Origin of the sequence: Neobacillus sp. OS1-32 (assembly GCF_030915425.1) — a bacterium.
GTDB classification, from domain to species: domain Bacteria; phylum Bacillota; class Bacilli; order Bacillales; family Cytobacillaceae; genus Neobacillus; species Neobacillus paridis.
Window position 1 is genome coordinate 2,493,769 of sequence record NZ_CP133263.1, and the last position, 24,325, is coordinate 2,518,093.

23 protein-coding genes are annotated in these 24,325 nt (G+C 41.6%); 9 read left to right on the forward strand and 14 right to left on the reverse strand.

Annotated elements, in window-relative coordinates; translation table 11 throughout:
- Positions 1 to 43: 43 nt before the first annotated feature.
- Together RCG24_RS12490 and RCG24_RS12495 are read right to left on the reverse strand one after the other, a co-directional pair.
- A complete protein-coding gene (locus RCG24_RS12490) occupies positions 44 to 580 on the reverse strand; it encodes a CueP family metal-binding protein (RefSeq protein ID WP_308077138.1) in 537 nt (178 codons plus the stop codon).
- A gap of 153 nt (positions 581 to 733) precedes the next feature.
- The gene (locus RCG24_RS12495) at positions 734 to 1,519 is read right to left on the reverse strand and encodes a nucleotidyltransferase domain-containing protein (protein WP_308077139.1); all 786 of its coding nucleotides are present in this window, start codon (positions 1,517 to 1,519) and stop codon (positions 734 to 736) included.
- 494 nt (positions 1,520 to 2,013) lie between these two features.
- Here RCG24_RS12495 and RCG24_RS12500 point away from each other — a divergent pair, with 494 nt between their 5' ends.
- The 4 genes from RCG24_RS12500 to RCG24_RS12515 all read left to right on the forward strand — a co-directional run bounded on the left by RCG24_RS12500 (position 2,014) and on the right by RCG24_RS12515 (position 5,120).
- A complete protein-coding gene (locus RCG24_RS12500) occupies positions 2,014 to 2,742 on the forward strand; it encodes an amino acid ABC transporter ATP-binding protein (protein WP_202652845.1) in 729 nt (242 codons plus the stop codon).
- An 18-nt stretch (positions 2,743 to 2,760) separates the two neighbouring features.
- Positions 2,761 to 3,576: an ABC transporter substrate-binding protein gene (locus RCG24_RS12505; protein ID WP_308077140.1), complete on the forward strand. Its 816-nt coding sequence runs from the start codon at positions 2,761 to 2,763 to the stop codon at positions 3,574 to 3,576.
- Positions 3,577 to 3,804: 228 nt separating this feature from the next.
- Positions 3,805 to 4,458 carry an amino acid ABC transporter permease gene (locus RCG24_RS12510; protein ID WP_202652847.1) on the forward strand — a complete coding sequence of 218 codons (654 nt, stop codon included), beginning with the start codon at positions 3,805 to 3,807 and terminating at the stop codon, positions 4,456 to 4,458.
- Between the two features lie 11 nt (positions 4,459 to 4,469).
- Positions 4,470 to 5,120 (forward strand): amino acid ABC transporter permease, encoded by a 651-nt coding sequence (locus RCG24_RS12515; protein WP_308077141.1) that lies wholly within the window; start codon positions 4,470 to 4,472, stop codon positions 5,118 to 5,120.
- A gap of 190 nt (positions 5,121 to 5,310) precedes the next feature.
- Here the strand turns inward: RCG24_RS12515 and RCG24_RS12520 are convergent, their stop codons facing one another.
- Positions 5,311 to 7,518 (reverse strand): alpha-galactosidase, encoded by a 2,208-nt coding sequence (locus tag RCG24_RS12520; RefSeq protein WP_308077142.1) that lies wholly within the window; start codon positions 7,516 to 7,518, stop codon positions 5,311 to 5,313.
- Positions 7,519 to 7,756: 238 nt separating this feature from the next.
- Positions 7,757 to 7,933 (reverse strand): hypothetical protein, encoded by a 177-nt coding sequence (locus tag RCG24_RS12525; protein ID WP_202652850.1) that lies wholly within the window; start codon positions 7,931 to 7,933, stop codon positions 7,757 to 7,759.
- A 143-nt stretch (positions 7,934 to 8,076) separates the two neighbouring features.
- Here RCG24_RS12525 and RCG24_RS12530 point away from each other — a divergent pair, with 143 nt between their 5' ends.
- Entirely contained in the window at positions 8,077 to 9,006 is a 930-nt protein-coding gene (locus tag RCG24_RS12530) for an SDR family oxidoreductase (RefSeq protein WP_308077143.1), read from the forward strand.
- A gap of 228 nt (positions 9,007 to 9,234) precedes the next feature.
- Here the strand turns inward: RCG24_RS12530 and RCG24_RS12535 are convergent, their stop codons facing one another.
- Complete coding sequence (locus tag RCG24_RS12535; RefSeq protein ID WP_308077144.1) at positions 9,235 to 10,356, reverse strand: ABC transporter permease; 1,122 nt, start codon at positions 10,354 to 10,356, stop codon at positions 9,235 to 9,237.
- Positions 10,343 to 11,074, reverse strand: coding sequence for an ABC transporter ATP-binding protein (locus tag RCG24_RS12540; RefSeq protein ID WP_308077145.1), 732 nt, complete (start codon positions 11,072 to 11,074; stop codon positions 10,343 to 10,345). Before RCG24_RS12540 ends, RCG24_RS12535 begins: the two co-directional genes overlap by 14 nt.
- 259 nt (positions 11,075 to 11,333) lie before the next feature.
- On the opposite strand from RCG24_RS12540, the gene RCG24_RS12545 reads away from it, so the two are divergent.
- The gene (locus RCG24_RS12545) at positions 11,334 to 12,422 is read left to right on the forward strand and encodes a branched-chain amino acid aminotransferase (protein ID WP_202652854.1); all 1,089 of its coding nucleotides are present in this window, start codon (positions 11,334 to 11,336) and stop codon (positions 12,420 to 12,422) included.
- Between the two features lie 78 nt (positions 12,423 to 12,500).
- Here RCG24_RS12545 and RCG24_RS12550 read toward each other — a convergent pair whose 3' ends face one another.
- From RCG24_RS12550 to RCG24_RS12575, 6 genes are all read right to left on the reverse strand, one after another.
- Positions 12,501 to 13,709, reverse strand: coding sequence for an anaerobic glycerol-3-phosphate dehydrogenase subunit C (locus RCG24_RS12550; protein WP_202652855.1), 1,209 nt, complete (start codon positions 13,707 to 13,709; stop codon positions 12,501 to 12,503).
- The gene (locus tag RCG24_RS12555; RefSeq protein WP_202652856.1) at positions 13,702 to 14,856 is read right to left on the reverse strand and encodes an FAD-binding protein; all 1,155 of its coding nucleotides are present in this window, start codon (positions 14,854 to 14,856) and stop codon (positions 13,702 to 13,704) included. Before RCG24_RS12555 ends, RCG24_RS12550 begins: the two co-directional genes overlap by 8 nt.
- Positions 14,849 to 15,388, reverse strand: a complete 540-nt coding sequence (locus tag RCG24_RS12560; RefSeq protein WP_308077146.1) for a (2Fe-2S)-binding protein — start codon at positions 15,386 to 15,388, stop codon at positions 14,849 to 14,851. Before RCG24_RS12560 ends, RCG24_RS12555 begins: the two co-directional genes overlap by 8 nt.
- Complete coding sequence (locus tag RCG24_RS12565) at positions 15,369 to 16,463, reverse strand: FAD-dependent oxidoreductase (protein ID WP_308077147.1); 1,095 nt, start codon at positions 16,461 to 16,463, stop codon at positions 15,369 to 15,371. The genes RCG24_RS12560 and RCG24_RS12565 overlap by 20 nt, the downstream gene beginning before the upstream one ends.
- A 190-nt stretch (positions 16,464 to 16,653) precedes the next feature.
- Positions 16,654 to 17,889 carry a beta-ketoacyl-ACP synthase II gene (gene fabF / locus RCG24_RS12570; protein WP_202652858.1) on the reverse strand — a complete coding sequence of 412 codons (1,236 nt, stop codon included), beginning with the start codon at positions 17,887 to 17,889 and terminating at the stop codon, positions 16,654 to 16,656.
- Between the two features lie 109 nt (positions 17,890 to 17,998).
- Positions 17,999 to 20,122 (reverse strand): sensor histidine kinase, encoded by a 2,124-nt coding sequence (locus tag RCG24_RS12575; RefSeq protein ID WP_308077148.1) that lies wholly within the window; start codon positions 20,120 to 20,122, stop codon positions 17,999 to 18,001.
- A 115-nt stretch (positions 20,123 to 20,237) separates the two neighbouring features.
- On the opposite strand from RCG24_RS12575, the gene RCG24_RS12580 reads away from it, so the two are divergent.
- The gene (locus RCG24_RS12580; protein WP_202652860.1) at positions 20,238 to 20,918 is read left to right on the forward strand and encodes a response regulator transcription factor; all 681 of its coding nucleotides are present in this window, start codon (positions 20,238 to 20,240) and stop codon (positions 20,916 to 20,918) included.
- Positions 20,919 to 21,081: 163 nt separating this feature from the next.
- Positions 21,082 to 21,213, forward strand: a complete 132-nt coding sequence (locus tag RCG24_RS12585; protein ID WP_202652861.1) for an anti-repressor SinI family protein — start codon at positions 21,082 to 21,084, stop codon at positions 21,211 to 21,213.
- A 104-nt stretch (positions 21,214 to 21,317) separates the two neighbouring features.
- Here RCG24_RS12585 and RCG24_RS12590 read toward each other — a convergent pair whose 3' ends face one another.
- The gene (locus RCG24_RS12590) at positions 21,318 to 21,779 is read right to left on the reverse strand and encodes an S-ribosylhomocysteine lyase (RefSeq protein WP_202652862.1); all 462 of its coding nucleotides are present in this window, start codon (positions 21,777 to 21,779) and stop codon (positions 21,318 to 21,320) included.
- A gap of 165 nt (positions 21,780 to 21,944) precedes the next feature.
- Complete coding sequence (locus RCG24_RS12595; protein WP_202652863.1) at positions 21,945 to 22,382, reverse strand: Hsp20/alpha crystallin family protein; 438 nt, start codon at positions 22,380 to 22,382, stop codon at positions 21,945 to 21,947.
- A gap of 211 nt (positions 22,383 to 22,593) precedes the next feature.
- On the opposite strand from RCG24_RS12595, the gene RCG24_RS12600 reads away from it, so the two are divergent.
- Positions 22,594 to 24,267: a ribonuclease J gene (locus tag RCG24_RS12600; protein WP_308077149.1), complete on the forward strand. Its 1,674-nt coding sequence runs from the start codon at positions 22,594 to 22,596 to the stop codon at positions 24,265 to 24,267.
- Positions 24,268 to 24,325: the final 58 nt, after the last annotated feature.

Genomic DNA, 24,325 nt, shown 5'->3' on the forward strand with positions numbered 1-24,325 from the left:
GGAGCAGGAAATCGCAAGTGATTTCCTGCTCCTTTATTATGATTTACATCAATTTCATTGTTGTTATACAAGTAGGGGCATCTTTGAACGTAGAGATTTCTGCGCCCGCTTTTTTTCCGTCCTGCTCAATCTTTATTTGATACTTTTTATCCCGCGGCAGCCATAAATCGATAAATCCATTCTTTTGGGACTTAACCATCTTGTCCAATATAACTTGGCCTTCCGCATCTTTAATGTATACTTTAAACTGTTTATTGGTTAGTTCACCTTGACAACCTGTCAAGCTATGAGTCGTTCAAGGATGGGTATTTTTAACATAAGGAGCAATCGAAACAAAAAATTCATCCTTAGGCAAGTTATAAGCCGTCTCGTTTCCTTTTTTGTCTGTCACAACTAGTTGCTGCGGCGTGATCGAGGCGTTTTCCACCTTTTCGTTACCACCGCTATATTCACTTACCAATTGCTTAATGTTAGTCGTTTCCTTTTGCTTTACGGACTTTCCTTCATTTGTACCTGTTCCGCTACAGGCAGTTAATACGGATGCTGTCAATAAAGCAGCCATCATGAGCTTTAATTTCATGCAGTTGCCTCAACTCCTTTTCCCTTTCTTCAAACCATTTTACCTTTTTTCTACTTGGCGGGCGTTATTCTCATTGTATTCTTCACAATTCTTTCACACTATTTACAATTATTTACTTTTTGTTTATAAAGAAAACATTTCAGTGACTCAACATTAAGCCCACACTTCGTCAAGGGTATTTCTAAACAGTGAATCAAGCTGTGGAGAAAAATCTTGTAAATGTACATTTAGGGTTTTGGTCCTTTCTCGAAGTCGGGAAATTTCTTCGATAAAAAATTCGTTGATTATATCGATTTGCAGTTTTTCAGCTTGTTTTTCCCCGACCCGTTTTCTTTTTAGCAAGGCTTTGATTTCTCCTTTTACCTCCCCTTCCGCAATGCATTTTTCCAATAATAGTTGGTAATCCAATGGTGGAAATTCATTCAATTTTTCAATCCAGTTTGCTACCAGTATGGGTCTGAGAACATTCAAATATCTTTTGCTGCTCACTTCACCATCTTGTAAAATCCCTTGAAAATTTTTATTTGCCATGTTGAGATAATGATGCAGGCATGCCTGCGGAGCAAAGATCTCTCTTGTGAGCTTCTTCATTTGTGCAATAGTAGAAAATTCTTGATAATATACTATTCCTGAATGAAGCCATTCCAATAATGGCGGATTGGACTTCCTTAATAACCTTAAGGCTTTCGTTAATTCCCATCCGGTAATATCCAGCAGGTCATCAATTGGCAGTTCAATGACATCCCGCTTTTTCCCTATTCCAATTGGGTCAATCGTTAAATAATCGTCCTTCTTATGGACATATATAAAGCGGACATCATAATCACTATCTTTTGATGAGACCCCCCAGGCTCTGCTGCCAGCTTCACAGGCATATAGGATTTTCACATTATAATCCGACTCGATTTTTTTCAAGGCTTTTAAAATGGTTTCCTTCAAGTGAAATCACCAACTCTTTATCAAATATTTCTTTTCCAAAAAAGGCTTGTTTTCTTCATTAATTGCAGAACCTATTTATCCTATTTTCAGCATGGCTTGAGCTCCATGTCAATTTTTAGTCATGACTCTCCTTAAAGATATTTATGCGCTTCTTTTACATTTGGAGCGGTTATCTTACTCGGCTGCTTCTTCCTCACTCTTAAGGGTAAGAAAGAAGAAAACTGTAATGGGACAATAACAATAATTTGTTCAGCCGACAATTAGCGATGAAGTGAATTGGCTTTTTTTATGGATAATATCCTGTTAAACTTCAAACTTGATTTGAATAATCAAAAATTTCACAATTAAGGTTTACTATATTAAAAAAAAATTGTAGAATGTTTCTATGCCTGTTAATTATTTGTATATTCTAAAAAGAGGAAAGAGTCGACAAAAATCGACAATTCTACAGGCGCCCTTCATAAGAACAGAAATCAACAGGGAGGAGGATTGGCATGATTCGGTTTAATTCTGTTAACAAGTACTATGGTGACTTTCACGTCCTGAAAAATATTAATGTAGAGATTAATAAAGGCGAAGTTGTCGTTGTCATTGGTCCTTCTGGATCAGGGAAAAGTACCATGCTTCGTTGTATTAATCGTTTGGAAACGATTTCAGATGGGGAACTGATTGTGAATGGCGTGAAGGTAAATGACAAAAAGACAAACATTAATGAGTTAAGGCGAAATATTGGGATGGTTTTTCAGCATTTCCACCTATATCCGCACAAAACCGTCTTGGAAAATATAACGATTGCCCCGATGATGGTTTTAAAACAATCAAAAGAGGAAGCAGAAAAGGTGGCAAAATACTATCTCGAAAAGGTTGGTATACCTGATAAGGCAAACTCCTATCCATCACAGTTATCAGGTGGACAGCAGCAGAGGGTGGCGATTGCAAGAGGTCTTGCAATGAAGCCGGAAATTATGCTGTTTGATGAACCAACATCGGCCTTGGATCCGGAGATGATCGGCGAAGTGCTGGATGTCATGAAAACTCTGGCAAAAGAAGGAATGACAATGGTTGTTGTAACCCATGAAATGGGCTTTGCCAAGGAAGTTGCCGATCGTGTTATCTTTATGGATCATGGACAAATTCTTGAAGAGGGAACACCGGCTGAGTTTTTCGCTAATCCAAAAGAAGAAAGAGCGCGACTATTCCTTAGCCGTATATTAAATCATTAAAAAATAAGGGGGATTTATATGTTTAAAAGTAAATCTAGTAAATTAGCATTAATTCTTTTTTTAGCCATTTCCATGCTGCTTGCAGCCTGCGGCAAGGGTGAAAAAGCAAGCACCGGCGGTTCATCCAAAAACGCTCTCGAGCAAATTAAAGATAAAGGCAAAATTGTAATCGGCGTAAAATATGACACAAGATTATTTGGACTTAAGAATCCAACTTCCGGTGAAGTAGAAGGTTTCGATATTGATATTTCCAAAGAGCTGGCAAAAGCCATTCTTGGTGATGAAAAAAAGGTTGAGTTTAAAGAGGTTACCTCAAAAACTCGGATTCCCATGTTAAACAATGGTGATATTGATGCAATTGTCGCTACCATGACCATCTCGGAAGAACGTAAAAAAGAAGTTGATTTCTCTGATGTTTACTTTATGGCAGGACAATCACTTCTTGTCAAAAAAGGCAGCCCGATCAAAGGACTGAAAGATTTGAAAAAAGGTACCAAAGTTTTGGCAGTTAAAGGCTCAACTTCTGCCATCAATATTCGTGAAAAAGCTCCTGAAGCAACTGTTTTAGAATATGAAAACTACACAGAAGCATTCACTGCCTTGAAATCCGGTCAAGGGGATGCATTAACAACGGATGACGCGATCCTTTATGGAATGGTTGACCAAGATCCGAAATATCAGTTAGTCGGCGGTACCTTCACCGAAGAGCCATACGGCATTGCTGTTAAAAAAGGAAATAAAGAATTAGTTGACGCAATTAATGATGCTTTAAAGAAAATGAAAGAAAGCGGAAAATATGACGAAATTAAAAATAAATGGATCAAAACCAACTAACATCCACTAAGATCAGGATGAGCAAAATTTGCTCATCCTGATACTTCTTAATTAGAAAAGCAGAGGCGCCCTGGTCAGTGGCGTATGACCTGGAGCGCTCCAACTGAGATAAAGGAAACACGGTGAACGGAGTGAACCGATGTTGACTTATCGCAGGGCGGAGAGCGAAGGACACTAGCCGCTAGGGAGCTGGAGCTAGACAATGGATAAAAAAGGGGGGAGATCATCATGATCGATTTTTCAATCCTGATCGATAACTGGGATACATATTTGGAAGGATTTAAAAACACGATATTTGCTAGTTTAATTGGTTTGGTAGGGAGCTTTGTAATTGGTGTAATTGTTGCCGTGATGAGAATAGCACCAATTAAACCGTTAAATTGGATTGGCACCGTCTATGTTGAGTTCATTAGAAATATTCCTCTTCTTATCATAGCCTTTTTCTTTTATGTCGGGCTACCTGCGATCGGTGTAACGTTACCAGGGTTTGTGGCAGGGACGATTGCCCTTTCCATTTATACCGCTTCCTTTATCGCCGAAGCGATCCGGGCCGGAATACAATCTGTTCCCAAAGGGCAAATGGAGGCAGCAAGGTCATCAGGTCTCACCTATTTACAGGCAATGAGATTAATTATTTTACCGCAAGCGATCAAAATCGTTATTCCGCCAATTGGCAACCAGTTTATTAATCTGGTAAAAAATTCGTCAATTTTAGGGATGATCGCTGGTTTAGATTTAATGTATTTCGGAGATATCGTTTCCTCGCATACATTCGTTACCTTTGATGTCTACATTTTTGTCGCTTTGTTCTATCTTGTTTTAACAATACCATTAAGTCTTGGCGTTGGTTATCTGGAAAAACGCCTGGCTAGAAGTCATTAAGGAGGGGAATTATGGATATTGCAGGAGCACTTTCAGCCGATCATTTAAAATTCCTCGCCGATGGTTTTATGGTGACGTTATACATTGCGTTTATTTCGATTGTGCTTAGCTTTATTGTAGGAATTCTATTAGGTACTTTACGGTATGCAAAAATTCCCGTCGTATCCAAAATCGTGGCTGTGATTATTGAAACGATAAGGAATACACCGCTGTTGCTAATCATTTTCTTCACTTTTTTTGCCTTGCCGGAGGTTGGAATAAAGCTAAGCATCACAGTGGCGGCGATTTTAGCATTAACTGTATTTGAATCGGCGATGCTGGCTGAAATTGTCAGAGGCGGTTTGAATTCGATTGATAAAGGGCAAATTGAAGCAGCCCGTTCATCCGGGTTAACCTATATCCAAACATTATGGCATATTGTCATGCCTCAGGCATTGAGGAGAATGGTTCCGCCAATTGTCAGCCAATTTATCTCCTTATTGAAGGATACTTCTTTATGCGTGATTATCGCTTTACCAGAATTCATGCATAATGCGCAAATCATTTATGCCCAAAATGTCAATTACATTTTCCCAATCTTTTTCGTCGTCGCCTTCATGTATTTTATCGTAAACTATTGTTTATCATTAATTGCACGTCGCCTTGAAAATAAGCAGGCATAAAACATGGGGTTTGATGTTCCCTTCCTCATTCTTGTTATTAAAAAATCGCGGGGAACACTCTTTAAAAACATAATGGGAACCTAAAAAGACAATTCGTTTGGATTGTCTTTTTTGTTTATCTCTTTAGCACCCCATTGGCGATTTGCATGCTTCCATTGGCGGTTGCTACGCTCTATTTTGCGGAAGTCTTTCAAAAGCGAAGACTTTCCTTTTCCAGCCTTTGAATCAAAAATATTATTGAGAAATAATCGGATTTTACGAGCGGCATTGTAATCCCTATTTTCATCAACTCATCTCCATAAAAAGCCTGCCCGCCATTATTTATTTGATATTTCATTTGCGGGTCTAACCCTCGTAATTTTAAACGATAAAAAGGCGGATTAGGCGTTGCCAGAACTTTATAATAAAAGACGACCGCTTTCGATTTATCTGGGGCTACGTACATAAATGCTGTGTCCATTCCTTCAAACGGACTAAGCAGCCTGAATAGATCTCCAAAGCAGACCAAATCCTGAATTTGCTTGTAAAAATGAATCTCCTTCTGTATTTCCACCCTTTCTTCTTTCGTCAGCTGATCAACCTTCATTTCAAAGCCTAAATTTGCCGCCATGGCAACGTACAATCTCATTTGTAACGGCGTGTTCCTTCCTGTTTGCTGGTTCGGTACATCAGACACATGAGCGCCCATTGTTAACGCCGGATAAACAAGGCTCGTTCCATATTGAATTTTTAACCGTTCTACCGCATCGGTGTCATCGCTGGTCCAGGTTTGCGGCATATAATACAACATCCCAGGGTCAAAACGTCCACCGCCGCCTGAACAACTTTCGAATAAAATCTCGGGAAATCGTTCAGTTAACGTGTCTAAAATTCGGTACAACCCCAGCATATAGCGGTGCGCGGTTTCTTTCTGCCTTTCCGGCGGTAGCGCGGCCGAGCCGACCTCCGTCATATTCCGGTTCATGTCCCATTTAACGTAAGAAATAGGGGCTTTTGTAAAGACGTTTGTAAACGTGTCAATCAGCCAATCACAAACATCTTCCCGGCTTAAATCAAGCACAAGCTGATTTCTCGACAGTGTCCGCTTTCGTCCCGGTACATGGAGACACCAATCTGGATGCAGGCGATACAGTTCGCTGTCAGGTGAAACCATTTCCGGCTCGACCCACAGGCCAAATTGCATTCCCTTTGCTTGAATATATTCCGCAATCCCCTTCAATCCATGTGGCAGTTTTTTCCGATTAACGTCCCAATCCCCGAGTGAAGTTTTATCATTGTCACGGTGCCCGAACCAGCCGTCATCAAGGACAAATAGTTCAATTCCAAGGTTAGCGGCGGCATCCGCCAGTTGCTTTAATTTTTTCTCGGAAAAATTAAATCTTGTTGCCTCCCAATTATTAAAAAGAATTGGACGTGTTCGATCACGGTAAATGCCGCGGCAAACTCTGGTACGCAGTAATTTATGAAACGTTCTTGACATCCCGCCGAGCCCATCCGGTGAATAAACCATTAATGCCTCTGGAGTTTGAAATGTTTCCCCTGGCATTAACAGCCAAATAAAATCGAACGGATTAATCCCCATTGCCAGCCTTGTAGTTTCATAAGGATCTACTTCAATCGAGGCTTGGAAATTCCCGCTGTACACAAGACTTACTCCATAAACATCGCCATGCTCCTCCGTTGCTTCCTTTGAAAGCAGCGCAATAAACGGATTATGCTGGTGGCTACTTGCTCCCCTAGCTGAAGAAATCATTTGGGTTCCATGGTTTAATGGCTGCCGCTCAATATGGCATTCCCTCGCCCATGTTCCATGAAGCTGTAACCAATCCCATTTGGAGGAAAGAAAGTCAACGGACATACTCATGCATTTATGTATTTCTACTTTCTGGGAGCCTCGATGCTCAAAGGAAACTGACCTGGTGATCACATCGAGGTCGTGGTAAATGGTATAAATGAGATCCAAACCAATCGCCAGTACCGGATCTACCAGGGTGATAACTAAGGTATCTGCCTCCTGATTGTTTTCGACATAGGCAGACGGTAACCCCTCCAACCTGGGCTTTCCTTGCGTTATTTCATGCGAATCATATACAAATTCCGTAATCGTGGAACCATCTTTTGTCCGAAGCTGATATGCCGGTGAGCGGAAATCTCCGTTTCCAAAAGCCGGATATTCCTGCGCTAAAGTATCAAGTGAGAATTTTGAATCTGTTGGTTCTGTCATTGGTGAAAAAGGTCTGCCCTTATACGGAAGGATTAATGTTGGCTGAAGTGTTTGAATCCGTTTGCCCCAGTACAAATGAGCAGGATACTTGCCATGGACAATTTGAATTAAATAACTGATTTTTTGATTGTAAAGGTGGAAAACTTTGTCTTCTTCGTTCCATTCGATCGGCATGACCATCCCCCTTGGTATTTACCATTTTGTTCTATTTTATTTTTAAAGGGGGATTTTCAGCACTATTTGAATTTGGATGGTATTGGAGAAATGGTTTTAGCAGGCTATACAGCTAGTTCGGGCCAACTAGATAGGCTTTACTTTACCCAAACTGCTGAAATTTCTCCAACTCGGGCAACTAGACAGACTTTACTTTACCGAATAAGCCGAAAAGTTCCTCCCCTATAATACGATAAGTCTAAATAACCGGATAATACTGTTCATATCTTGGATTCGTATAGAATGGCGGGCGCTTGCCGATTTGCGGTATCATAAAAGGATGAGGATTTGAATTATATAGCAGTTCTTCTTTTTCCTCCGAAAAATCCACTAACAACAGCTTTGCTTCACGGCTGAATTGATAATAATACTGCACAGCTTAAAACCTCCTTGTTGACTTCTTTCTTTACACTATTCCGCATCCCTCCATCTTGAGCCCGTCACAATGGAACTTGACAGGCACTCTATCAGCCCAGATAACATACAGTAACTCGAAGATTTATTTCGAGGAGGATTGCTATGACACACGATCATCACCAGACGCCGCCAAACCAAGATTATCCGATGTATCCCCATTATGGAAAAATAACCCGCTATGAAGATATTCCACTATCTGTTCCCGAACAGCGCCAGCTTCGTCAGCCCGGTGTTGAAAAATTAATGGTTCCCCGGCCAATCATTGAAAATCCAAATTATAAAGGAAGCGGAAAATTAAAAGGGAAAGTTGCGCTTATTACCGGTGGTGACAGCGGCATGGGAGCAGCCGCTGCGATTGCTTTTGCGAAAGAAGAAGCCGATGTCGCAATTGCTTATTTAGATGAACATGAGGATGCCAACCGGACAAAGGCAAGGATTGAGGAACTCGGGCAGCGCTGTTTATTATTGCCTGGTGACCTCAGAGAAAAGCAGCAATGCCTTAACATTGTGGAAAGCACCATTCAAACCTTCGGCCGGCTGGATGTCCTTTGTAACCATGTGGGAATCCAGTTTATGCAAAATAGTCTGCTTGATATTACCGATGAGCAATTCGATGAAACATTCAAGGTAAACATTTACTCTCATTTTTACACGACCCGTGCCGCCCTGCCGTACTTAAAACCAGGCAGTTCCATTATTAATACTGCTTCTGTTGTGACCTATTATGGGAATGACCAATTGATCGATTATACTGCCACAAAAGGAGCAATTGTTGGATTCACCCGGGCCTTGGCACGCAATCTGATTGATAAAGGCATCAGAGTCAACGCCATTGCCCCTGGACGGATTTGGACACCACTGATTCCAGCAAGCTTTTCAGCCGACCAGGTGGCCCTTGCAGACAACCCGATGAAACGACAAGGTCAGCCCTTTGAGGTCGCTCCAACCTTTGTCTACCTTGCCTCTGACGACTCTCGCTTCGTCACCGGACAAACACTCCATGTAAACGGCGGGCAAGTCATGTCTTCCTAAACAAGTGGTACCTGCCACCACTTTTTAAACACTGTTAATGGTTTATTCATAATTTGGTCATTTATTGGGAGTAAGATCATACATGAAACGGACATGATCTTTTCATTGCCTTTCATCCCCCTTTATATATAATTTTTTATCCGGCATATAGCCGGATATTTTTTTGAATCCTAACAAAAATGCCAGGCACCTACCAGTCGGGATAGTGCCTGACACTCGTCAAAAAAGTTAAACGAACAACGCCCAGATCATCAGCATTCCACAAGGTATCAGCCATAATACCAAAAATGCCAGTCGTTTTCCTTTTACTAGGCTTGTTTCGTTTATGGGCCCGATATTTCTTGTAAATGGATGGGTAATAAAGGACTTCCAAATACCATCTTGTATTTTGAAGCCTGCAAAAAGAATGAATGCCAACACAAAAAACTGTACTTTTTCCGGCAATACCGCTAAAGCATAGAAAGAAAACAGGACAAAATATAGATAAAACTTTAAATGTCTTCCCTTGCGAAAATGCCATTTCCAATACATTTCAGCCAGTACATGTTCGGGTATTCTTTTGGAAAAAATTTCCTGTGATTGTTTATTAAATAACGGATATTTTCTTGTTTTCTTGATTCCTTCGTATTCACCGGACTGAACCATTAAAAAGACTGCCCATTTCCACTTTTCACTTCTTTCCCGCTCAGCCTCCGCATGAAAGTACCGTAATGGCTGTCTTTCTTTTTTGAGAAAAAATACAACAGCTCCAAAAATAGGCAGCATCATGCTGAGAAAAACAAGCTGATGATGGAATAGACCATACATTCCAATCCCATACAGCATAAATTCAAAAACGGAAAAAACCCTCCTTCTCCAGATTATCCCCCGTAAGGAAAACCATCTGGCCGCCAGTTTTCGGAAGAGACTCCAAACGACAACATAGAATAGGATGAGCAGCACAGTAAAAATTGAAAGTTGATAACCTGTTTTAAATACCGGATAAAAGTAAAAAATGAGGATACTTGCTGCCAACATGGCTTTCAATACAGAAAAGTATTTCCCCAACTGTAATAAAGATTGATAATAGTCACCTTTTTGAATAACAAATAATTCGTCTGCCTGTTCTACATATGTTCTGATTGAAAAAAATTGAGCAATATAGAAGAAAACAAGTCCAAACAAATGAACCGGTATAAATGATGTCCAAGCGGGCGGCGACTGCCACAGCTGATAATCGATGACAGCCAAGGCAATGATAACGGGAATGACAAGATAAAGGAAAACTGTCCAGTCAATAACCATCCCAATAACTTTCCGCTGGAATTTTTCTGCCTTTCTCCACCTTTTTATGTATTCAATCCAACCCATAATTCGGATCCTCATCGATAAGATAATCAAAACAGTCCAGCAAACTGCCATCCGGCAGCTGACATTTTTTTTGCAGGTCAAGTAGTGAACCTGAGGTATACATCGTTCCCTTTGAAAGCAGGATAAATTTATCGCAAAGTTTCTCAGCCGTATCCAGTACATGAGTACACATCAGAATTCCCGTTCCCTTTTCCCGTTCCTGTTCGATGATTCTTAGCAATAATTTCGTTGCCCGGGGATCAAGTCCAATGAAGGGCTCATCAACGATTAATAATTCCGGCGAAGGGAGCAGCGCAAGAATAATCATTATTTTTTGCTGCGTTCCTTTCGACAAGCTATGTGGCAGCTGGTGAATATAATGCTCGACGCGAAAAGTCTTCACTAGCTCCTTTGCCTGCCCTTCCCAGTTGGGAATTTCCCGCATCACTCCACAATATTCGATATGCTCCCAAACCGTTAATTCTTCATAAAAAACCGGTCTTTCCGGGACATAACCATAAACCGAGCCTTTCGTATGTACCGAAACAGAGCCTTCCATCCACGGGAGTTGTCCCAAAATAGCCTTAATGGTGGTACTTTTCCCCGCACCGTTCTCACCGATCAACCCAACAAGTTCACCAGCTTTTACGGAAAAAGAGATATTCTCAATAACCGGATCCTCGATGCTATATCCTGCCTTTTGCAAGTCAATCGTTAATCTGTCCATGAAAAAATTCATCCCCCCTCCTACGTCCAGTTCTGCTAATATATATTACTACGAAAATATGGGGATTTGGTTTCATCCATCAGCTTTTGTTGAAATCAGAATTAAATTGGAGGCACGACAAAAAATAAGAACCCCCATAGGCGGTTCATTGTCCTAGTACGATGTTTTTTAAGAATTTAGAAAACTTTAAAACCCAAACTATTGTATTTTTTCTGTATTAGGCGTACTCTCAATTATATAAACTAAATGATTGGGGATTTGGGGTGTAACGATGAAACAAGATATTGCATTTATTCAAAGAGAAGAATTAAAGGCTAAACCTGAGCCTGTTTCACTTGGCTTCGGGAACTATTATACGGACTATATGTTTGTCATGGATTATCATATTGACAGCGGATGGCATGATCCACGAATCGTTCCATATGAGCCAATAACACTTGATCCGGCGGCGATGGTTTTTCATTATGGACAGGCCATTTTTGAAGGGTTAAAGGCTTATAAAACCGCTGATGGAACCATTCAGCTTTTTCGCCCGGAAAAAAATATGAACCGGTTGAATGAATCATGCGCCCGGCTATGTATTCCACAAATTGATGAACAGCTTCTATTAAATGCAATCAAACAGTTGGTCTCAATTGAAAAAGATTGGATCCCTGAGGGCGAAGGAATGTCGCTTTATATCCGGCCGTTTATTCTCGCCACAGAACCTCACCTTGGCGTCCGTCCTTCCCATCAATATAAATTGCTGGTGATCCTGTCTCCATCAGGTGCCTATTATGGAAGCCAGTTAAGTCCGGTTAAAATCCATGTTGAAGAGCATTATGTTCGTGCCGTTATTGGCGGAGTCGGTCATGTCAAGACCTCAGGCAATTATGCCGCCAGCTTGAAGGCCCAAGAAGAGGCAGAGGAAAAGGGGTATGCGCAAATTCTCTGGCTCGATGCAAAGGAAAATAAGTATGTTGAAGAAGTGGGCAGCATGAATATTTTCTTCAAAATCAACGGTGAAGTCGTGACCCCTAAATTAAACGGTAGCATCTTACCTGGTGTTACCCGTGATTCGGTTATTCAATTATTAAAACATTGGGAAGTTCCCGTACGTGAAGCGAGGATTTCGATTGAAGACATTTTCGCCGCCCATGAACGCGGAGAATTGGAAGAAGTCTTCGGCTCCGGAACTGCTGCAGTTATATCACCGGTTGGCGAGCTAAATTGGAATGGAAAATCCATCGTTATTAACGAGCAACAAATTGGACAACTATCCCAGCGCATTTACGATGCCATTACGGGCATTCAGCTTGGCAAAGTTGAAGACCCATTTGACTGGACTGTTAAAGTAGACCGAGTGGAATCAGTTCTTTAATGATGAAAACAGCAGCGGGGAGGTCTCCGTTGCTGTTTTCTTCTAAATGAGTTTCTTCCTGCCGCAAGAACAATAAAATCAGCGGTAACTGTCATAGGCCTCCGCTAAGATCTGCATTGGATGTTTGACCACTTTATCTGTCAACTGATCCAGCTGGTTTTTACACATTCCGCACTCTGTAACCGTATAATCAGCATTTACTTCTTTTACCGCTTCGGCCATCGGCTTGCCAATTCTCATTGACACATCATATTTTTCCTTTTTAAAGCCAAATGTACCGCATTGCCCGCAACAGCCGGCGCCTACATCTTGAATCTCGTAACCAGGTATTAATTCTAAAATGTCCATAGCCGGATTACCGATTCCCTGGGCTTTCATATGACATGGAGCATAATACCCGGCTTTTTCCTTCATTGGTGATAAATCCATATTTAACTCGCCGCTGTCTTTTAACAACCGCAGGTATTCATCGGCATCATAAACATGACTGGCCAATTCTTTAGCCCCTGCCGATTTTAAAAACGAGACATATTCTTTTTTAAGAGCCATTGTACAGCTGGTACAGGTTAAGACGACATCGTAGCCCTGGCGGGTATATTCTAAAAGACTATTAATATTATAATTGGCATTTTTCAATCCTTGTGTCATTTGCCCGTTAGCGAACATCGGCACCCCGCAGCATTTTTGATCGGGAACGGCTACTTCAATACCATTGTATTTCATGACTTTGATAAAGCTTTCCGCGACCTCTGGCGCATTGTAAGTGGCATAACAGCCAACAAAATAAGCTACTTTCCGCTTCGTACCGGCTGTCTTCTTATGATAAATCCGCTTAAAGTTCTTAAAGCGATATTTTGGAAACTGCCGTTCGGCGGGTATGTCCATGACCATTTCCATCACTTTTCTAACCGGCTTCATTCCCATTGCCAAATTGGTAATCGGTCCAAATGAAGAGGCGAGCTTTCCTACTGTTTCCGCATTACTTAAGACAAAATCACGGAATTTGGTTCCTGATTGGTCAGAATGAATCGCCTTGGCATAGGCAGTCAATGTGGAAACATGGACATTTTCCGGACAGGACATGTCACAATTTCCGCATAAGGTACATAATTCAATACGTTTATCATCAATCGTTTGCTGCTGGTTCACCAGCCGTTTTAATTCCGGTCCCAGATGCTTAGGCCCGCCAAAATCCAGGGTTGTATTAGAAACAGGGCAGTTCACCACACATGCATTACATTTTAGACATTTTTCATAGGTTTGTTCAAATAAGTCAAAATCAAGCACTGCGGGTTCCTCCTTCTACTGATGCAAGTTGACAAACCTGATTAATCGTTTGATAGGCAGACACGATGGAGAATATGCCTCCGGTAATGCCATATTGTGTATTTTGCAATCCATTTGCTGCTCCAACTGGATGGAGGTTAACCGGACAATTCAGCAATGCGCCCTCCTCATCCGTTTTTAGTCCAAGGGCCGTTTCCTTAAGCCCACTAGGTGTTGCCTCCAAACCGCCGCCTAAGATTCCACCGGTTGCCAGCACAAATTGTTTTCCCTGTAATTCTGTTACCTGATTTACCGTTTTAATCATCAATGATTGGATCATTTGGCCATCCGCTTTAAACCCTGTCACTGTTGTATCGCTGTAAAAGCGAATTCCTAAGCGCACCGCCTGTTTCTTTAACCGTTCATTCAAACGGATCGCTGTTGCATTTGGCGGCATCCCCGGTGCTTCCGTCACTGCTGTGCCTAGCTCTCTGGTAAACTGCTCTACTGTTTTCCTCCAGTTTTCTATCCCTAATGATGCTGGGAAAATAAATAAGGAAGGACGCCTTATGTTCTTTTCCGTGAGTTGCTGCTTTATTTGTGTTAAACATTCGTTACGAACTTCCTCTTGATCTAACAGCCGGGCAGCGTCTAACTGTGTCATTGTCCGCTGTGAATGTTTTCCTAATGAAATCTTCATCGTATCAATGATAAGATCCGGCCGATGCTTGTGAAGATTTCCAGCGACATAAGCCGGCTGAAAATCGCTGATCCCTTGGAAGCCGACTACAACAACGTGGCCTCGCTCCGGAACCGGTTTAATCGTCTGTGGATAGAGGGTTGTTGTTTTTACGTGCCCGGCACCGGTTACAATTTGGACAGGTTTTTCGGGATCACCGGAATATGGGTATCCAAGTCTCTCAGTTAACTCTTTAAATTGTTCCACGGCATCGATGGCGCCTTGTTTTTGTCCAACTGTCAGCTGGTGAAATTCCATCCACTCTTTTAATCCTCCGTGTGAGCCAGGAATTAAGTCCATGACACCGGTTGACTGGATGATTTTACCGGAACCAATGGATACTAAAGCGGTTCGAAAGCCTTGTTCTTTAGCCGATATCGCCGATAATAATCCAGATAAGCCTTGACCTATAACAACCACATCAAACATTTTGTCGTTCCTCCCTTTCTAATCCTAATGAGACAAGGTAAATGGCTGCCATCATTTGTTGCTGCTTCGCTGTTTCTCCCGTTGCCACTACGCCCATTCCTTTTTCCCTCTCAATCATCGATTGCTTAAGGGCCCAATCCGCTTCTTCCGATGTTGCTTTCCCTTTTTCCACCGCTAGCGCCGCAGCCCGGTGATGACAGAAGGTTCCTTGACAAGGTCCCATACCTAAGCGGGTTCTGCGTCGAATATCGCCGAGGTGAAAGCGCCCATCCTCGGGAATCGCTGCCTCCACTTCTGCCCATGTTACCTGCTCGCACTCGCAAATAACCGTATTTTCTTCCCGTAAGGCGGATTCAATTTGTACTGCTTTTGTTCCAGCCCAAGATTTTAGTTTATTCCTTGCCGCCGGGGCCATATCTATCTGATTAAAATATCCTTCAACTTTACGCTGCGGAACTATTTCCTCAGCAGTTGTACATTTAACGTTAACACCAAGCTTTTCACAAACTAAGTCAACCGTCATTTCGGCCATTAGCCGGAAAGTCGTTAGCTTTCCCGGTAATGGTAATAAGGCCTGCCAGTCCATCCCGTTTCTGGTGATCCAATAAAGCAATTCCACGGGAAACATTTCTTCCACTCTTATCATTGAGATCAGCTGACTCTTGATAAAGCGGACGGCTGCCGGAATAGGCACGGATCATACGCATCTCATGAATGGAAGGAATCAATGCTTGTCCTTCTGCCAGCATCCTTTCAAGCTCCTGCCGGTCAAGAGATGTATCATTTGGATCGGTGACATTCACACCAGTCGTACCAAAAATCGTGACATCATGGGCGGGGACGAAAATGTCAGCATCTCCCGGGATCCTTAGCCGATTAATGACCTGCCGATTAAACCGGTGACTAAAAACGGCCAGCATGCCTTTATTATTAATGAGATGAAGCGGAATTCCTGCCATCTGGGCAATCTGTGTTCCCCATGGGCCTGCCGCATTTATAACAATATTGGCATAGATGTTTTTTTCCACACCGCTATACACGTCGCGAACCTTTACACCTTTTACCCGGTTTTGATCCAAAAGTACATCGATCACTTCATGGTATCTCAGCGCTTTAGCTCCATGGGCAACCGCATCTGCGACAACATCGATCACCAAGGTAAAAACATCCACCGCTCCATCAGGGACACGATAAACCGCTTGTACTTTTTTATTTAAATAGGGCTCCTGCTTTAGCGCCTGTTCTAGGGTGACTTGTTCAGTAGGGATTCCCACCTTTTTACAAGCTGCCAGCCATTTTTGAACGTATTCATCTGCATCTTCAGGCACTTTTGCAAATAAACCACCGGTTTCTTCAATGGATCCCGGGATTGTCTTTTTTAAAATTAAGTTTTCTTGATAGCTTTCAATCGCTGCTTCTTCATCACGAACAGCATAACGTGCCCCCGAATGAAGTAGTCCGTGATTTCTTGAGGAGGTGCCATGGCCCAAGTCCTGCTGCTCAATTAATACTGCCTTGATGCCGCGAAGCGCCAGGTCGCGGAGCACTCCTGCCCCCGTTACTCCTCCGCCGATGACCACTACGTCCGTTTCGATCATTTCTGTCATGATTAGTCACCTTTCCTTCCTATTATTGAAAAAAAGCCATAAAAACCTAGGGAAATCACTCTTTAGCTCTTCCCATTGGTTTTTATGGCTTTCTCCAAGTCTCTAGCCAACTATTATGTTTTCTATCTTAAGCATAACAAATTTATATCTTTTTGCAGGTCCTTCGCATGTCGATTTTGTGAAATTTTCTTTACACCTTTTTAAAAACTAATGTTGCATTATGACCGCCAAATCCAAAGGAGTTCGATAATACTACTTGCACATCTTTTTTCTTTGCCACGTTGGGGACGTAATCCAAATCAAGCTGTTCATCAGGCGTTTCATAATTAATCGTTGGCGGCATGATCCCTTCTTTAATCGCTAAAATAGAAAAAATCGCTTCGATTGCACCAGTTGCTCCTAACAAATGACCGGTCATCGATTTTGTCGAACTGACCGAAAGCTTATAAGCATGTTCTTTGAAAACTTCCTTGATCGCCAACGTTTCGTATAAATCATTATAATAAGTGGAAGTACCATGGGCGTTGATGTAATCCACTTGTTCCGGAGCAACTCCGGCATCCGCTAATGCCATTTTCATCGCCCGTATTGCTCCTTCCCCGTCCGGTGCCGGGGTTGTAATATGATGAGCATCACCAGTGCCCCCATAGCCAATCAGCTCAGCATAGATGTTTGCACCTCTGGCTAAAGCGTGTTCCATTTCTTCCAAAATAATAATTCCGGCCCCCTCACCGATAACAAATCCATCACGATTTTTATCAAATGGCCGACTTGCCGTTTGGGGATCGGGATTTTTCGAAAGCGCGGTCATATTGGAAAATCCGGCGATGGTCATTTCAGTGATCGTTGCTTCTGTTCCCCCGGCAATCATTAGTTCCGCATCGCCTTTCTGAATGACGCGAAAGGCATCGCCGATGGAATTGGCACCTGAGGCACAGGCGGTAACTGAACAATTATTGATCCCTTTTGCACCAAGTTCAATCGAAACTTGACCGGCCGCCATGTCCGGAATAAACAATGGAATCGTAAACGGATTAACTCTTCTCTGGCCTTTTTCAATAAACCTGCGGTGTTGTTCCTCGAATTCTGCTAAACCGCCGATCCCGGAGCCGATCCAAACACCGACACGTTCAGGGGAGATGTCCCTGCCAATTTCAATCCCGGAATCTTTTACAGCCATTTTACTTGCCGCTACCGCAAATTGGCTGTAACGTCCCATTCTTCTGGCCTCTTTTTTATCAATAAATTGTTCAGGTGCAAATTCCTTTACCTCTGCTGCAATATTAATATCTACTTTCTCCGTGTCGATACTGGTAGCCGGTCCAATCCCGGATACACCGTTTTTAATGTTATTCCATGTGGTATAGGCATCATTTCCTAAAGGAGTGACCGCTCCAATACCAGTAATCACTACTCTTTTTCCCATATAAGTTCTCTCCTGCTCCTTATTTTAAATCAGGGTACAGCTCAAAATCTTTCTGTTTACATTTAAACTAATCAAAAAAAGGGGGATAAATCAATTGAAATGCCCGGTGTCAGGCACCTTCAAATTGGGTTTCTATGGCTGTTTTCATGATCGGCACGTTAAAATAAAAGCAACTGCCCTTACCAGGTTTACTTTCAACCGCTATTGTCCCTTTGTGATATTCAATAATTTCCTTTGCGATTGCCAGCCCCAGCCCCGCTCCGCTATGCGGTTTTCCCTTAGTACTGTTCTTAAAGAACCGGTTGAATACCAGCCCAACTTCTTCTCCCTTGATTCCAATCCCATTATCACGTACTTTGATGGTAACCTCATTCGTATTTTCCTGGGCGAGCTCCAGAGATATTTTCCCATCTTCTTTGACAAAGCGCTGCGCATTCTTCAATAAGTTGACAATCACCTGTTCAATTCGGGTGGTATCGATAAATATGTATTGCGTTTGCGGTGGAAGGTTATCTATCATAATAAATTTTATCCCCTGTTTCTCGATATCCCATTTATATTTTTCATATAAACTACGAAAATACTCACGAATATCCGTTTGTTCCAAGGTAAATTTAATCTGGTGGTTTTCTATTTCTGAAATATCATTAAGGTCATGCAACATTCGTGAAAAGTAGAGACTCTGATCATAAATCAGTTGAATATACTTTTGTTCCGGTGGAATAACCCCATCAAGCATCCCTTTTGTGTAAGAACGAATATTGGTTAAAGGGGCCGCAATTTCATGGGAAATATTGCGAATCCATTTGTTTTTTGACTGCTGGACTTCGTATAACTTTTGATTGGTAATGAACAGCTCTTCATTTGCCTGTTTGAGCTCCTGCGTTCTTTCCAGTACCTGCTGCTCCAATGATGCATTCATCCGACTCAAATCTTCTGACAAGCGTTCTGTCTTAGCAAAAGAGGTTGCATATTTTTTCGAGAGAATAATCGCTTGTGTAAACAAGAAAAAGAACAGAGCGACAGAAGCTAGTTCGGTGGTAGCAATGAGTCTATTAAAATAGAAGGTGTCATTCAGAATTGCAGCAAACATCACGATAATAGCTGCTGTGTTCAAATAGGAACCTTCACGCTTCGCCCGGACAGCCAGATAATAAACGTAAATAATATAAAGAAACGTAATGATCATCAGGATTTGAATCAAAAGCATCGCCCTCGTATAAATCACTGCCGGGGTCACAATGATAAATAAACTGTTAACCGTCCAGACAATCGTGATGATATTCCTCAGTTTCCGATTCATTTCTTGTGGAAATTGTGTATAGGAAAATAAGGCAATGAAGAGGGTGCCCAGCGTTGCCCCAAGATACTCCAGTTTGCAGGCGATTTCCCAGCTTAAAAAGGACAACAAATAAGAGGCGAGTCCTTCCTCTTGAATAGTTGCCCTAACAGCCACAACGATACAGACAATCGCAAAGAAGAGAAAGGAATATTCCTTTTTTCGAAATAAAAATAAAGCCGCATGGTATAGTCCGATGATAACAATGCTTATAATGATGATGGTGCGATAAATAATCGATTTTTCTTTGTAAGCCATAACAGGCTCCGGTTCTCCGATTAGGATCCCCTCTTCCAAGCCTGCCCGGCGCTGATGAAAATTGGATATTTGAACGATGAGTTCAATTGGATTAGAGTCGACTTTGAACATAATCACTTTAGGGTTATTATCCGGGATCATTTCCTTTCTATTGGTTGCGACGGTGCCCACTTTCGACATTTCTTTGCCGTTAATCCATAAACGATAAGCAGATGCTTCGCTTGGCATATAAATCGCCTTCACCGTACCTAGTGCATTTTGGGGAAGCTGCACTCGTAAACGATAGGTTGCATATCCCGCTAAAGGTAAATGGTTTCCCTGGAAGTTATAGCTCGTCCATTCTTGAGGAACCGTAACAAATTGCCGGTTTTTAGCGATATCCTTTTGTATGAAGTCCCTTGGCGTATACAGCTTTTGCCAATAAAATTCCCATTCTCCATTCAATTTGATAAGTTGATCCTTAGTGAAATGAGAAATTTTAAATTCTCCTGCTACGGCTTTCCCATTGGATGCTGCGTCAACCACAGATGTGATCGAGCACAATCCAATGATGACGATTATCGTTATCAAACTACGAGATTTCCACTTCATCGCCAACATCCCTTTAATATAGTATCCAGCAATCATTATTATCATACCATTTTTTACACAATAAGGTAATGGTACAGCGTATGTATTACATTAGATGCTTCTACTATGGTATATTTAGTGTAAGCAGAATTTTCTCCAAACTGCATAGGGAGATGAATCTATGGGTCCCATTACCATTTTAATAGTCGAAGATGACGATTCTATTATTGAAATTTTACGACTCTATCTTGAGCGGGAGGGATTTTTGGTCTATTCGGCTGCGACCGCCGCTGATGGCCTGCAGCTGATGGAAGAGAACATCCCCAATATTGTTTTACTTGACCTCAATCTTCCAGACCAAAACGGGTTTGAGATTGCCCGCAGATATCGTTCACTATCAGAAGGAATCCTCATTTTTATTACGGGGGAAAAAACAAAAAATACGATTATTCAAGGGTTTGAAATTGGCTGCGACGATTACATTACAAAACCGTTTGATCCTCCTGAAGTAATCGCACGAATAAAAGCTAACCTTAGAAGAATAGGCGTTAACAGTTCCAATGAATTAACCGTTGGCAATTTAACCATCAATTTTTCCGATAAAACAGTAAAGAAAAAGGGAGAAATGATTGAATTATTTGCCAAGGAACGTATGCTCCTCTTCCACCTTGTTCAACATCCAAACCAAGTATTCAGTGCAGAACAATTATATGATCTGATCTGGGGAATAGATTCAGAGGCTGAGCTAAAAACGGTCCAAGTCCATTTAAGTACATTAAGGAAAAAAATCGAAATGGACCCTAAGAATCCACGTTTTATTCAAACAGTTAGAGGATTCGGGTATAAATTTTCAACAAAATAGAGCATTTTTAGGATCAGGAAAAAAGTCCTGATTTTTTTTAGTATATTTATAAGTTTTTTAACTAGTTTTTAACCTTCGTAGGTTAAGGTAAAGATAGGATATATTTACTGGTTGAAAGATACTTGTTAATAGTTTCCGGGGATTGTAGAAAGGGAGTGAATTTTTGAACGCCGCTATAGATCAAGAGTGGGTCGAACTAATAGCAACAGCCAAACAGCAAGGGTTAACAATCGAAGAAATCAAGGATTTTTTACAAACAGAAGCGGAAGGCAGCCATAAGCAAAAAACGGGATGATCTTGCTGAATAGCAGATAATCCCTTTTTTTTATTTCATTAAAAAGCTGCTTTTGTAAAAATAGTTGAACCATGCGAAAAATTCACATGGTTCCATTCACCTCTCTAGAATACTTCTGTCCATTCGCTGCGTTTCGCCAGCATTTGTTTTGCCAGTTCTTGGGCGCCTTCCAAACTGTGGCTGGCTGCCCAGCCGCATTGGACTTCGTTGCAGGCAGGAACTTCATCGGCAGCTAAAACGTCCTTCAATGTTTTTTCAAGAATATCGAGGATTTCGTCATAATTGTCATGGTTGATGACCGTTACATAGAAACCTGTTTGGCAGCCCATTGGACTTACATCGACAATATGATCAGAATGATTGCGGATATTTTCGGCCATCAGATGCTCAAGTGAATGAAGCGCCGGCATTTCCATATGCTCTTTGTTTGGCTGCTTGAAACGAACGTCATATTTATGGATGACATCCCCGTTCTTTCCTTCTTTAATCCCTGCTAAGCGGACGTAAGGCGCTCTTACCTTTGTATGATCAAGGTTGAAGCTTTCTACATTCATTTTCTTTGTCATTAAAGTCGCTCCTTAACTGTTAATATATTATCTTCACTAAACCACTGTTTCTATTTTACACTGATATATCCACTTTTTCTAAGGAAGAAATTTCAAATTTTTTAGAGAAGCTTCTCTCCCAAAATATAAAAGCACCTGACTCATTGGAGCCAGGTGCCAAAATTATTAATGAATTGGAATCTGTTTTTGTTCAATTTTGGGGATGTTCGTTTTAGTGCAACGAATTGTTAAAATTCCGTTATTAAAGGTGGCATCAATGGCATTTTCATCAATGTCCTTTACATAGAACCGACGGACGAATTCACCCATATGTCTTTCTTGACGAATATAGTTTTCCTTTTCTTCCTTAATATCTGCTTCACGGTGCGCAGAAATGGTTAGATAGTTCCGGTCGTATTCCACCTTGATCTGGTTTTTGTCGAAACCTGGCAGCTCAGCCTCAATCACATAATGATCCCCATCGTCTCTGATATCTGTGCGTAATAAGTGGGCATCACTTCTCACAGGTTCGAAGAAATTCTCGTTGAAGAAATCACTGAAGGAATCCCACATTTCAGCACTTAAGTCCCTTGCACGTTTCCTAAACGGCGATAAGTAATTCATGGCTGATTCCTCCTTTTCATTCTAAATTTTTTTACACTTATATTTTATACCTTATACGTAATTTGTCAAATATTGTAATTTGTAGCATTAGACATGTTTTTATATTTTTAATGTTGTTAATTCAGAAAAATAAGATAGAGGAAGTAAAATATTTGACTTGAAAAAGGGGAATACTTCCAGTAACCAATTCGGGATAGGGGGTTCAACAAAATTGCCTGTTAATAAAAATATCCTTTCCATTTTTGCCCTGGGCGGCATCAATGAAATAGGAAAAAATATGTATGTCCTTCAATATGCTGACGATATCGTCATTGTTGACTGTGGTGGGATGTTCCCCGATGAGAGTCTGTTAGGAATTGATTTAATTATTCCTGATATTACTTATTTGGAGGAGAATCAAGAAAAAATTCGCGCCCTGATCATTACTCACGGACACGAGGATCATATCGGCGGGATTCCTTATTTTTTGAAAAAAGTAAATGTACCAATATACGCAACCCGATTTACACTGGGATTAATCCAACTAAAATTGGAGGAGCATAAGCTCAATCGCGGTACCAAACTGGTCACAATCGATTCCGAATCAAAGCTCGAATTTGGAGCGTTTGGAGTTTCCTTTTTCAGGGTAAGCCACAGCATCCCCGATTGCCTTGGCATTGTTTTTCATACGCCTGAAGGAAATGTGGTCCATACCGGCGACTTCAAATTTGATTTAACCCCGGAGAACAATCAATATTCGGATATTCATAAAATGGCGGAAATTGGTACAAATGGGGTAATCGCCTTAATCTCAGAAAGTACCAATGCCGAGCGAAAGGGCTCAACACCTTCGGAGCAAATGGTCGGCGTTCATTTGGAAGAGGCCTTTATCCACGCGCAGGGAAAAATCTTTGTTTCAACCTTCGCTTCAAACGTGAATCGAATCCAGCAAATTGTGGCTGCTTGTATACAGACAGACCGAAAACTGGCTCTGTTGGGGCGAAGTATGGTGAACGTTGTTTCCGTTGCGATTGAACTCGGGATTTTGGATGTACCAGAGGGAATGCTGATTGAAGCAGGCGAAGTTGAACATTTCGCTCCTGAAAAAGTAGCCATCCTCTGTACCGGTAGTCAAGGGGAACCCATGGCCGCCCTTGGGCGGCTGGCCAACGGCAATTATCGGGATGTAGCCATTTACCCCGGAGATACTGTCATTTTGGCTGCCTCCCCAATCCCCGGGAATGAACGCGATGTTTCCCGAATTATTGATAATTTGTTTCAACTTGGTGCCAGGGTAATATACGGCTCTGGCTCTTCTACAGGGATGCATGTTTCCGGGCACGGCTACCAAGAGGACTTAAAACTCATGCTCTCCCTAATAAAACCTACCTATTTTATTCCGATTCATGGCGAGTTTCGGATGCTCCACCACCACCGCTTGCTCGCTGAATCGGTTGGAGTGGAAAAAGGAAATATATTTATTATTAAAAACGGGGATGTTGTCGACATTGAAAATGGTATTGCCCGACAAACGAGAGCGATACCTTCAGGGGACACTTACGTTGATGGGATGGGAATTGGCGACATTGGAGAAATTGTCCTGCGGGATCGTAAACAATTGTCTGAGGACGGAATGATGGTCATTGTGATTACTTTAAGTAAGGGCGAGCGTAACATCATTCAGGGGCCTGACACGATTACCCGCGGCTTTGTCTACGTAAAGGATTCTGAAGATCTTTTAAAAGAAGTCAATAACATTGTCAAAAAAACAGTAAATGGCCTGCAGGCAGAAAACATTCGTCAATGGAACATCATTAAACAAAACATTAAAAAAGCTGTCGGCCGGTATCTGTTTGAGCAAACCAAACGAAAACCAATGATCCTGCCAGTTATTATCGAAATCTAAATTTTTTTATCGTTGTCAGACACCACTAAAACATCGATATCTAGAAGTTTGTTCCCAT